The sequence below is a fragment of the Bacillus sp. UNCCL81 genome (assembly GCF_900112535.1).
In the GTDB taxonomy this organism is placed as follows: domain Bacteria; phylum Bacillota; class Bacilli; order Bacillales; family Bacillaceae_G; genus Gottfriedia; species Gottfriedia luciferensis_B.
The window spans coordinates 1,013,053-1,024,777 of record NZ_FOMF01000002.1 but is presented as its reverse complement, the minus strand read 5'-3'; the positions used below and the strand labels follow the sequence as shown (position 1 = coordinate 1,024,777).

The 11,725-nt window shown below is 32.9% G+C and carries 10 protein-coding genes and 1 other annotated feature; of the genes, 7 read left to right on the top strand and 3 right to left on the bottom strand.

Annotated features, from left to right (window positions below; translation table 11 throughout):
* Positions 1–65: 65 nt before the first annotated feature.
* The 4 genes from BM319_RS05055 to BM319_RS05040 all read left to right on the top strand — a co-directional run bounded on the left by BM319_RS05055 (position 66) and on the right by BM319_RS05040 (position 2,921).
* Complete coding sequence (locus tag BM319_RS05055; protein ID WP_069032389.1) at positions 66–1,451, top strand: glycine--tRNA ligase; 1,386 nt, start codon at positions 66–68, stop codon at positions 1,449–1,451.
* A 127-nt stretch (positions 1,452–1,578) separates the two neighbouring features.
* Complete coding sequence (locus tag BM319_RS05050; protein WP_069032390.1) at positions 1,579–2,301, top strand: Bax inhibitor-1/YccA family protein; 723 nt, start codon at positions 1,579–1,581, stop codon at positions 2,299–2,301.
* A gap of 114 nt (positions 2,302–2,415) precedes the next feature.
* Positions 2,416–2,610: an NETI motif-containing protein gene (locus tag BM319_RS05045; RefSeq protein ID WP_069032391.1), complete on the top strand. Its 195-nt coding sequence runs from the start codon at positions 2,416–2,418 to the stop codon at positions 2,608–2,610.
* Between the two features lie 62 nt (positions 2,611–2,672).
* Positions 2,673–2,921: a DNA alkylation repair protein gene (locus BM319_RS05040; protein ID WP_069032392.1), complete on the top strand. Its 249-nt coding sequence runs from the start codon at positions 2,673–2,675 to the stop codon at positions 2,919–2,921.
* 124 nt (positions 2,922–3,045) lie between these two features.
* On the opposite strand, the gene corA is transcribed toward BM319_RS05040, so the two are convergent.
* Positions 3,046–3,987, bottom strand: coding sequence for a magnesium/cobalt transporter CorA (gene corA / locus BM319_RS05035; RefSeq protein WP_069032393.1), 942 nt, complete (start codon positions 3,985–3,987; stop codon positions 3,046–3,048).
* 323 nt (positions 3,988–4,310) lie between these two features.
* Positions 4,311–4,556, top strand: a binding site (T-box leader).
* 66 nt (positions 4,557–4,622) lie between these two features.
* On the opposite strand from corA, the gene ileS reads away from it, so the two are divergent.
* Together ileS and BM319_RS05025 are read left to right on the top strand one after the other, a co-directional pair.
* Entirely contained in the window at positions 4,623–7,703 is a 3,081-nt protein-coding gene (gene ileS, locus BM319_RS05030; RefSeq protein WP_069032627.1) for an isoleucine--tRNA ligase, read from the top strand.
* Positions 7,704–7,871: 168 nt separating this feature from the next.
* The gene (locus BM319_RS05025) at positions 7,872–8,057 is read left to right on the top strand and encodes a hypothetical protein (protein WP_069032394.1); all 186 of its coding nucleotides are present in this window, start codon (positions 7,872–7,874) and stop codon (positions 8,055–8,057) included.
* Positions 8,058–8,142: 85 nt separating this feature from the next.
* Here BM319_RS05025 and BM319_RS05020 read toward each other — a convergent pair whose 3' ends face one another.
* Positions 8,143–8,745 carry a LysE/ArgO family amino acid transporter gene (locus BM319_RS05020; RefSeq protein ID WP_069032395.1) on the bottom strand — a complete coding sequence of 201 codons (603 nt, stop codon included), beginning with the start codon at positions 8,743–8,745 and terminating at the stop codon, positions 8,143–8,145.
* A gap of 98 nt (positions 8,746–8,843) precedes the next feature.
* On the opposite strand from BM319_RS05020, the gene BM319_RS05015 reads away from it, so the two are divergent.
* Positions 8,844–10,265: an aminotransferase-like domain-containing protein gene (locus BM319_RS05015; RefSeq protein ID WP_069032396.1), complete on the top strand. Its 1,422-nt coding sequence runs from the start codon at positions 8,844–8,846 to the stop codon at positions 10,263–10,265.
* Positions 10,266–10,439: 174 nt separating this feature from the next.
* Here BM319_RS05015 and BM319_RS05010 read toward each other — a convergent pair whose 3' ends face one another.
* The gene (locus BM319_RS05010; RefSeq protein WP_091021448.1) at positions 10,440–11,645 is read right to left on the bottom strand and encodes a cytochrome P450; all 1,206 of its coding nucleotides are present in this window, start codon (positions 11,643–11,645) and stop codon (positions 10,440–10,442) included.
* Between the last annotated feature and the right edge of the window lie 80 nt (positions 11,646–11,725).

Genomic DNA, 11,725 nt, shown 5'->3' with positions numbered 1-11,725 from the left:
TGAGAGCTTTTTTATTTCATTCTTGCATTTTCAAAAAAACAATTGAAAATTGGAGGCAAATGAAAATGTCAGAAAAATCGATGGATGTCGTAGTAAGTCATGCTAAACACAGAGGTTTTGTATTTCCAGGATCTGAAATTTACGGTGGTTTAGCAAATACGTGGGATTATGGACCACTAGGTGTTGAATTAAAAAATAATGTGAAAAAAGCTTGGTGGAAAAAGTTTGTTCAACAAAGTCCATACAATGTTGGATTAGATGCTGCAATCTTAATGAATCCACGTACATGGGAAGCTTCAGGTCATATAGGTAACTTTAATGATCCAATGATCGATTGCAAAAATTGTAAAGCTCGTCATCGTGCAGATAAATTAATCGAAAATGCACTTGAAGAAAAAGGAATGGAAATTATCGTTGATGGTCTTCCATTTTCAGAAATGGCTAAATTGATTGAGGAGCATAAAATTGCTTGTCCTGATTGTGGTAGCCATGATTTTACAGATATTCGTCAATTTAACCTAATGTTTAAAACATTCCAAGGTGTTACTGAGTCAAGTACGAATGAAATTTTCTTACGTCCAGAAACAGCACAAGGTATTTTCGTAAACTTCAAAAATGTTCAACGTACAATGAGAAAGAAAGTACCATTTGGTATTGCTCAAATCGGTAAAAGCTTCCGTAACGAAATTACACCAGGAAATTTCACGTTCCGTACTCGTGAATTTGAACAAATGGAACTTGAATTCTTCTGTAAACCAGGTGAAGAGTTAGAGTGGTATTCTTATTGGAAAGAAACTGCTAATAAATGGCTTTTAGCTTTAGGTATGAATGAAGAAAATCTTCGTTTACGTGAACATAGTGCAGATGAATTATCACACTATAGTAACGCGACAACTGACTTTGAATATAAATTCCCATTTGGTTGGGGCGAATTATGGGGCATTGCGTCTCGTACAGATTATGATTTAAAACAACATATGGAATATTCAACAGAAGATTTCACATATCATGATCCAATTACAAATGAAAAATACGTTCCATATTGTATCGAGCCATCATTAGGTGCAGATCGTGTTACATTAGCATTTTTAATTGATGCATATGAAGAAGAGGCATTAGAAGATGGTACATCTCGTACAGTAATGCGTCTACATCCTGCGTTAGCACCATATAAGGCTGCGATTTTACCGTTATCTAAAAAATTATCTGAAAATGCACAAGAAGTGTTTGCTTCTTTAGCAGAAGATTTCAATGTTGATTTTGATGAAACTGGTTCAATTGGTAAACGTTATAGACGTCAAGATGAAATCGGTACTCCTTTCTGTATTACTTACGACTTCGAATCAATTGAAGATGGTAAAGTAACAGTTCGTGACCGTGACACGATGGAGCAAACTCGTGTTGCAATAAGTGAATTACAATCATTTTTAGCAAATAAAATTAAATTTTAATTTAGTTTTTTGAAATAAGGTGTCCTTTTGGACATCTTTTTTCATATATTTTACTAAAGCTTGTTTAAAGTTTAAGAAATTTACTAAAAATGGTAAAATAAAGGTATAAAATAAAGGAGGAGTTTAAATGAGGAGTTCAAATCCTATCTTAAATTCTGAACGATTAACGAAATCAAGGCATGCTGCTAAAGCGATGACGATCGGTGGCACAATTGGCAAAACAATTATCGCATTAATCTTACTAATCGCAACTGCAGGATACTCATTTTATCTAACGGCAACTGGAACACTTAATTCTAAAGTGTTTATTGGATGTTTAATCGTTGCATTCATTATTGGGTTAGTAACATCTTTTTCTCCTAGAATTGCGCCGATTACTACACCTATTTATGCAGCAGTTGAAGGGATTCTAATTGGTAATATTTCAGCAGTTTACGAAGCAACATATGGAATGATTGTTCTTCAAGCAGTTCTATTAACAATTGCAATTATAGCAGGAACATTAATTTGTTATGCTACTGGACTAGTTAAAGTAACGCACCGTTTTAGATCGATTGTTTTCGGTTTAACAATCGGAGTGTTTATATTTTATTTACTAACGATGGTCCTCCAACTTTTCCATGTCCCAATTCCATATATCCATCAATCTGGTCCAATCGGAATATTTGTTAGTTTAGCGATACTTGTTATTGCTTCATTAAATCTATTCTTGGATTTTGATCTAATTACAACAAGTGTTAGACAAGGTGCACCAAAAGAGTTCGAGTGGTATTGTGCTTTTGGTTTATTAGTAACAGTCATTTGGGTTTATATTGAAGCACTTCGATTCCTATCGAGGCTTCGCGATTAAAAAATTTTAGTCAGTCAGACCTTACTCTCAAATGAAAGTAAGGTTTTTTACTATATTTTGATTAGAATTCGATCATGTTTAGATAAATGACTATAGTAGAAAGTAGGGAAATAGATGAGTAAGAAAAAATTTGAAGTCTTTGAAAATGAAACAATTAATGATTGCTTAGAGAGAATGGAAAAAGAAGGCTATATACCTGTTAAAAGAATGGAAGTACCAATATTTTCAGAGCAAATGGTTAATGGAAAGGTAGAAATTGAACCGACTGGAAGAAAGATCGTATTTGAAGGCAAATTAAATACGAATTAATATGAATAAAGATAATAATTTAATGGAATAGTAACCTTATATGAATAAAATGAGGTGAAAAAATGCATAAATTAGCATGTCCACGCTGTAAAACAAACAAAAGTAGATTTTATTTAATCGAACAAAACCCAAAAGCAGTTAAATTAAATGCTCAAAGCGGAGATGTTGAAATAGAAGAATATGTTTCAAGTGGGCTAGATCCATTTTTTGTTCCATATAAAGGTCCAGAATATTTAGTTCAATGTGGAACTTGTGGTTTAATTGATCAAAGTGTAATGTTTGAAAAAACAGCGGATTCATTGAAATTTTAAAATCAAAAAACTAAGTGCGAAGGCACAAATAGAATTAAAATAAGATGATCTCTATCCAGAGATCATCTTATTTTTGTTGGTTAGCTTTTGAAGTAGATAGTTTTTCTTTTTATAACGAGTATTTTTAGAACCAATCTTTTTTCTTGAACCACATCACTAATCCAAACACGATCAATAGCATAATCACCCAACAATAATAATAACCATATTTTAATTGAAGCTCGGGGATGTGAACAAAATTCATTCCATATACTCCAACGATGAATGTTAGTGGCATGAACACAATTGAGACAGATGTTAACATTTTCATCGTTTTATTCATTTTGTGTGAGTTTGTTGAAATATAACTTTCTCTAATGTCATTTGCCATTTCCCTGTTATCTGCTATGTCATCTATTAATTTTACTAAGTGATCGTAAACGATTCGCAATTTTTTTGTCGTTTCTTTGTCAATTTCAACGTGGGTTGAATTTAAAATACGATAAATTAAATCTTTTGTTGGTTTAACTGTTTTTCTTACTTTTGATAACTTGCTTAATTGTGTTTTAATTCCATCAATCATGCTTAGATCGGAATTAGATCCTAATTCATCAATCTCTTCGATGTCATCTTCAATTTTTTGGACGATCGGAAAGAATTTATCAACAATTTCATCACAAATGTGATACAGAATTCTTTCTGGTTTTATTCCTTTTATACTCTTTAAGCCTTTTAATTTATTCCACACAATTTGTATCGCATTTGACTCCTCCCAACAAAATGAAACGATGTACTTGTGGGACAAAAAGAGATCGATTTCAGCTTGTTCCATATTCTCCTGTAATGATTGTAGAATGATAAAACGATAGCCATCGTAATAATCCATTTTCGGTCTTTCTTTATAACTGACACAATGTTTAATTGCGATTTCATCGAAGTGGAATTGAGTTTTCAATAAGTCAATTTCTTCTTTTTCAGGTTTTCCAAAATCGACCCAAACCCAATCAATTTGTTCGGAATTTAATTCTTCAATTGATACATCAAACGCATGGGTTCCGTCCTTGTATACAGCCATCGTTTTGATCATTTTGGCACACCCTTTTTCTCGTTAATTTTCTCAAAATCAGTTTAACACAATATTCTTCAATAGTTTTTAAAAAAATTATGAGAAAGTTTTAACGATTAACAAAAGATTGTCTAAAAATAATAGCTGCTTTTCTTTCCATATTGGCGGAAAATAGTGAAGTTGATAAAAAGATATTTTACTATCAAAAGGATCATTAACTTTGTCATTTAGACGTTTTTGTTACCTTTGTAATACGGAACTTAAATTAAATAAAAAATAAATTTAAGAAAACTTTGACTTTTTAGTTGTCGATGGATATAATAAATAACAATTAAAGCACACAAATGAATTCAATGACGAGAAAAGTAATTTTCGTTACTGTTCTACAGAGAGCCGGGGAAGCTGAAATCCGGTGAATAGTACTTAAATGAAGATCCTCTCCGAGAAGTCAAACTGAAAACATAAGTAGGTTTGAACGGGTGTCTACCGTTAAAAGGAACGCGTATGATTGTACGTGACTAGAGTGCTATTGAAGAGCGGACTGTTTTCAATAGAATTAGGGTGGTATCGCGGTTAAACCCGTCCCTTATTATAGGGGCGGGTTTTTGTGTGCTTTAAAAAAATAAGAGAGGCGATATCATATGAAAAAAGAAAATATGAAAGAATCTGTTCAAAATCGTGAAAAAAGGATTAGTGAACTTTGGTCTAAAGAAAATATCTTTATTAAATCAGTTGAACATAGAGAACATAATCAATCTTTTGTTTTTTATGAAGGTCCCCCAACTGCAAATGGACTGCCACACGTTGGTCACGCATTAGGTCGTACGATAAAAGATGTTGTAGCTAGATATAAAACAATGGCTGGTTTCCAAGTTGTTCGTAAAGCTGGATGGGATACTCATGGTTTACCAGTTGAACTCGGTGTTGAAAAGATGTTAGGCATTTCAGGTAAGGCAGAAATTGAACGATATGGCGTAAAAGCTTTTCTTGAGAAATGTAAAGAAAGTGTTTTTACTTACGAGAAACAATGGCGAGATTTTACTGAGCAATTAGGTTATTGGGTGGATATGGATGATCCATATGTAACATTGGATAATTCTTATATCGAAAGTGTATGGAATATCCTAGGGACAATTCATGAAAAAGGCTTACTAGTAAAAGGTCATCGTGTTTCACCTTATTGTCCTAGCTGTCAAACATCGCTAAGCTCACATGAAGTAGCGCAAGGATATAAAGACGTTAAGGATTTATCTGCAACCGTTAAGTTTAAATTGCAAGATGAAGAAAATGTCTATTTCCTTGGATGGACGACAACTCCGTGGACACTTCCTGCTAATGTAGCGTTAGCTGTAAATCCAACAATGGAATATGTTCGTGCTAAAAAAGGTGAGGAAGTATATATTCTTGCTAAGGCATTAGTAGATAAAGTACTAAAAGCGGATTACGTCATTTTATCTGAATTTCTTGGGGCAGATCTAATCGGTATTAGTTATTTACCACCATTTAATTTCGTAAAAGTTGAAGTTGGTCATAAAGTTGTGAAAGCAGATTTTGTAACTGAAGGAAGTGGTACTGGAATTGTTCATATTGCACCTGCATACGGTGAAGATGACTATAAAGTTGTGCAAGAAAATGGGTTATCTTTTGTAAATGTAGTGAATGAAAAAGGCCAATATACTGATGAAGTACCTAATTTTCAAGGTCGTTTTGTTAAAGAGTGTGATGTAGATATAGTGAGGTATTTAGCCGAAAATGAATTATTATTTAGTAAAGAAAAATATGAGCATAGCTATCCGCATTGTTGGCGTTGTGATTCACCTTTACTCTATTATGCGAATGAAAGTTGGTTTATTAAAACGACCGCATTAAAGGAACAGTTTATTAAAAATAATGAGGAAGTAACATGGTATCCAGATCATATAAAATACGGTCGATTCGGTAATTTTTTAGAACAGATGGTAGATTGGAATATTAGCCGAAAAAGATATTGGGGCACTCCATTAAATGTTTGGGAATGTGATTCATGTCATCATCAATTAGCACCAAAAAGTATTAATGAATTATGTAGCCATTCGGTAGAAGAAATTGACAGCTCAATTGAACTGCACAAACCTTTCGTTGATGAAGTTACACTTAACTGTCCAAATTGTAAAGGGAATATGAAAAGAACACCTGAAGTAATTGATGTCTGGTTCGATAGCGGTTCAATGCCATTTGCCCAATATCATTATCCTTTTGAAAATAAAGAGAAATTTACAAAACAATTCCCAGCTGATGTTGTCATTGAAGGGATTGATCAAACGAGAGGCTGGTTCTATAGTTTACTTGCAGTATCTACTTTATTTACCGGGAAAGTACCGTATAAACATGTATTATCTCTAGGCCATGTATTAGATGAAAATGGACAAAAAATGTCTAAAAGTAAAGGTAATGCACTTGATCCAGTAGAATTAATTCAAAAATATGGTGCAGATTCATTACGATGGTCTTTATTAGTAGACAGTGCGCCTTGGAACCCGAAGCGTTTTTCTGAAAGGGTTGTTCAAGAGGCGAAGTCGAAACTCATCGATACATTCGACAATGTGTATAGTTTTTACAGTTTATATGCAAATTTAGATGGATTTAATGCAAAAAAACTATATGAGTATCAATCAAGTACATTGGATAAATGGATCATTTCACGTTTGCAAAGCACAATCCAAAATGTAACAAAAAATTTAGAGGATTATCAATTTACAAATGCTGCACGAGACATCGCTAAATTAGTAGATGAAGTAAGTAACTGGTATGTAAGAAGGTCAAGAGAACGTTTCTGGTCAAATGGAATGAATAACGAGAAGGCGGCCGCTTACTATACACTGTTTGAAGTATTAACAAAAGTAAGTCAATTATTAGCACCTTTTACGCCATTCCTAGCGGAAGATGTTTATTTTAATTTAACAAAACAAAGCGTCCATTTATCTGATTTTCCAGTTTTCGATGAATCATTAATCGACGCTCAGCTTGAGAAGGAAATGGATGCAGTTCTAAAAGTTGTGGAACTTGGAAGAAGCATTCGAAATGCAAATTCATTAAAGATCAAACAGCCACTAGCTAGTTTAACTTTAGTTAGTAACAATGAGGAGATCAATTGGGATTTATATAAAGAAATTGTTTTAGATGAGCTAAACTTAAAAAAATTCCAACAAGTTAACAACGAAAATGAGTTTTCAATCTTAAAACTGAAATTGGATTTTAAAAAATCAGGAGCTAAATTTGGTAAGCTTTCTAATCTAGTCAATAAATCACTTCAAACATTAACAAATGAAGAAGCAAAAAGAGTGATTGAGAGCGGGTATGCTAATGTATTAATTGAGACAGGAGAAACTGTTAAAGTTGACGCACAAGATATTTTAATTGAAAAAAGCGCAAGAGAAGGTTTTGCATCAGCGACGAATGGAGAATATACAGTGACCCTAGACACATTATTAACAGAAGATCTTATTCAAGAAGGTACTGTAAGAGAATTAATTAGGGCTATTCAAGGATACCGAAAAGAATTGGATCTACCAATTAATATGCGCGTAGACATTGGCATAACAGCTAAACCGGAGTTTATTGAAATCATTGAAAAGTTTAAAGGAATGCTTGAGGAAAACTTATTAATGAGAAAACTAGTTGTGAAGAATCATGTGAATGGAAAAGAAATTAAAGTTGGTGATTACCAGTCCGAAATTGAATTAGTTGCTTCTAATTAATTAAATAGCTTAAGTGAAATGACAGACTAATAACAATTTTTAGTCTGTCATTTTTCTTCTTAATTGACATAGGCAACGGTTCCTATTTTTTAAAATCAATAGTTTTTAAAGGTTTATTAAAATAGCTGTTGAATTAATTAGTGTAGAGTGATTTAAGGAGAGGGTTAGATGATTTCTAAAAAGAGCATTTATATATATTTGATATACGCATTTTCTTTTGCAATATCGTATTTTTTAGTTAGAGTATTCTTATTTCATGGCGAAATTAACTCAGCATTTGCCGGTTCTATTGCCGGTGGATTTGTTGGATTTTTAGTATCTATTATTTTTGCTAAACCTATTGAAAGAAGATAATTTTGATAATCGGTTTAGCAACTACTCTAAGCCTAAGTTGAACTATGAAAAAAGGATGATCTTCAAGATCATCCTCTAGTCTACATTAAGTTAATCCAATTAAAAGATAAATGCTAGTTCCCCAAATAAACAAGGCGGAGAATTTGTTGAATATTTTCATTAAACCTCCTGTACTGTCTACCTTCTTCATGATTGAGCCCGCAACTGTTAATCCAAAAAACCAAATCCAAGATACTGTAATACATGCAATCGTAAAGAAAACTTGTTCCTTTCCGACATATTTTAATGCACTTGTTCCAATTACACCTATTGTATCTAAGATTGCATGGGGGTTTAATAAGGAAACTGATAAGGCAAAAATGATTTGCTGTCGGCTAGGTAATGCATTATTCGATTCATTTACTACCGGTTTAGATTTCCAAATAACATACCCCATGTATACTAAAAACAAAATACCAGCAATCATCAAGCTAATTCTTAGCCATTCAAATTGTAGAACGATCGTGGAAAGTCCAAAAACAGCTAAAAGAATTAAAAAAGTATCGCATACAGCAGCAGTAAAAGTCGCTGGAAGTGCTCGAATTAGTTTTGGCTGTGTGGCACCTTGTGAAAATACAAATACATTCTGTACCCCTAAAGGTAAAATAAGTCCGAATGCTAAGACTAGACCATGAATAATAGCTTCCATCAAATCAACTCCCTTTCAATTACAATCGTACTATGATAAAACTAAAAGAAAACAACCAATTGGATGGTTTTATATCCACCCAATTTAGGGGGAGTTAGATGAAATGGAAACCAAATCGTGATTCTCATTTGACTGTGCAAGAGCAAATTATAGATTGGATAAAAACTCGTATTGAACGAGGAGATTGGTCTGTTGGCACTAAGATTCCTACCCAGCGTCAATTAGCAACGCAATTTAATGTGAACCGCAGTACCGTACAACTTGCACTTGATGAATTAAGGGCAGATGGTTTGATCGAATCAAAAATGGGTTCAGGGGTATATGTGGCTAACAATTCTTGGAACGTACTTTTGAGCAAAAATCAACCGAATTGGCACAGACATATTGAATCAAGTATTCATAAACCAAACTACCATACGATTCAACTCATAAATGAATATGAGCAAATAGATCATATCATACGTCTTGGAACAGGTGAATTATCACCTGAATTACTACCAACTAAGGAAATAGAAGATTCGTTAAGAAAGATTTCAATTGATTCAAAAGCAATTGGTTATTCATCTCCGCAAGGAAGTGAAAAGCTCCGAGGAATTTTATGTAATTATTTAAAAAAACGTGGTATTGAATCAGCACCAGAGAACATTTTAATTGTTTCGGGTGCACTTCAAGCACTTCAATTAATAGCAGTTGGATTATTGGAAGAGGGATCCATTATTTTTCAAGAACAATTTTCGTATTTAAATTCAGTACATCCCTTTCAATCTAATGGTATGCGAATGTTTTCAATTTCAAGGGAACATCAATTAAAAGATAATTTACGAGCACATAAAGGGAAGAGGCAATCATTATTCTACTGTGTTCCAACACTAAACAATCCAACGGGCTATAATTGGTCGTTGGAAGAAAAGCAAAATCTATTTAATACATGTAAAGAACTACAAATTCCGATTATTGAAGATGATGTGTATCACGAATTGCTTTTTGAAACATCTTCACCAGCTATCAAATCGTTTGATACTTTAGGACAAGTTCTTTATATAGGAAGTGTTTCCAAAACACTAAGTCCAGGGTTAAGAATTGGTTGGGTTGTTGCACCTTCACCTGTTATTGAACGATTAGCTGATATAAAAATGCAAACGGATTATGGTTCAAGTGCCTTTTCGCAAGAAATCGTATCACACTGGATCTCAAACGGTCTCTACGAAAAGCATCTTGTTAATCTTCGTGATCAATTGCAAAAACGAGCTATATACGTAGAAGAAATTTTAGAAAAGAAATTTAAAAAGATAGCTTCATGGAAAAAGTCTGAAGGTGGTTTCTATATATGGCTCAGATTTCATAATCCAATAGTAAATAAGACTTTATTTTTAAAATTACTTAAAGAAAATATATTGATCAATCCAGGTTATATTTACGAACCAAGAGATTTACATCATATTCGTCTTTCCTATGCCTACGCTTCGTTGGAAGATTTAAAAAAAGGTTTAAATATTTTATTACAAATAAGTCAATTGTGATTTCATTTAGAACTTTATTTTTTTGGTCCCTTATAATGAAGGATTTGGAACAGTAAAGAGCATCGAAATCTCGATGCTCTTTGTTATGTTATAAATTGTTTTATTTTCGAATACTACAGCTAGAATTTTAAAATTAAATTTCTATCCTGAAAAGTACACAATTTGCTAGAAACTTCATTGTATACTTGCCTGAATCTTCAAGCTTTCAAACCCACGAAAAGCAACATTTTTACGGCGAGTTGGCTCCTCAATTAGAACTGGATTAACTAAATGTCTAATCAGTTTTTCAATTGCAATTTGTCCTTCTAATCTAGCAAGGGGGGCACCTAAGCAGAAATGCGGGCCGGATGAAAAGGATAAATGTTTTATATTTTTTCGAGTAATATCAAATGTTTCAGGATTAGTAGTGACGTTTGGATCGTAATTGGCGCCGCCTAAGGAAACCATAAAGTAATCGCCTTTTTTAATCGCATTTCCAGCGAACTCAAAATCTTCTCTAGCCCACCTAGATGTAAAAATAACGGGTGATTCGTATCTTAATATTTCTTCAATTGCTGAAGGAATTAACGTTAAATCATTTTTTAAAAGCTCAAATTGCTCAGGATGTTTTAATAATAAATAATATCCATTCGTGATTAAATTAACAGTAGTTTCATGACCCGCTATTAATAAAAGAAGACAACTTGCGATCATTTCATCTTCACTTAATTTATCACCAAATTCCTCTGCTATGATTAAATTACTAATTAAATCCTCTTTAGGTTCTATTCTCCTTAAAGATATAAGATTTCTGAAATAATTAGAAGCATCAATAATATCCTTTGATACTAATTCTAAATCTTCCATAGTCGTATTAAAATCAATAAATTTAATAAATGCCTCTGACCAATTACGAAATAAATCCCGATCTTCTTTAGGAACACCTAATAGATCAGTTATGACAAAGACAGGTAATAAATATGAAAAATCATGTATTAGTTCGTGGGTAAATTTTCCCTTCATATTTGCTAATAAATAATCAGCAATTTCATTTACCGAAGTTCGTAAATTTTCAACCATTCTTGGAGAAAAGGCTTTGTTCACGAGGTTTCTTAATCTTGTATGATCAGGAGCATCTCGAAATAAAATCATTTTTCGATTTATTGCAATAGCAGGCATAACACTTTCAGGTATTTTTTCAGGTGGAGTGACTTTGGTTGCCTCTTTTATAAAACGGGGGTCTTTTAGCATGATTTCTGCTTCTCTATAGCCTGTTACTAGCCATCCAGTTCTCTGAAATAGCTCCGTATAAAGCATAGGACTTATTTTTCTAGCGTTACTAAAATACGAATATGGGTCTTTGTAAAATTGCTGTGGATTCACTTTTAATTGATTATTCATGTAAATGTTCTCCCTTATGAATGAAATGAGTCTATTTATTTCTATTTCTGTGAAAATGGATTATTCCCAAATTTTGGATA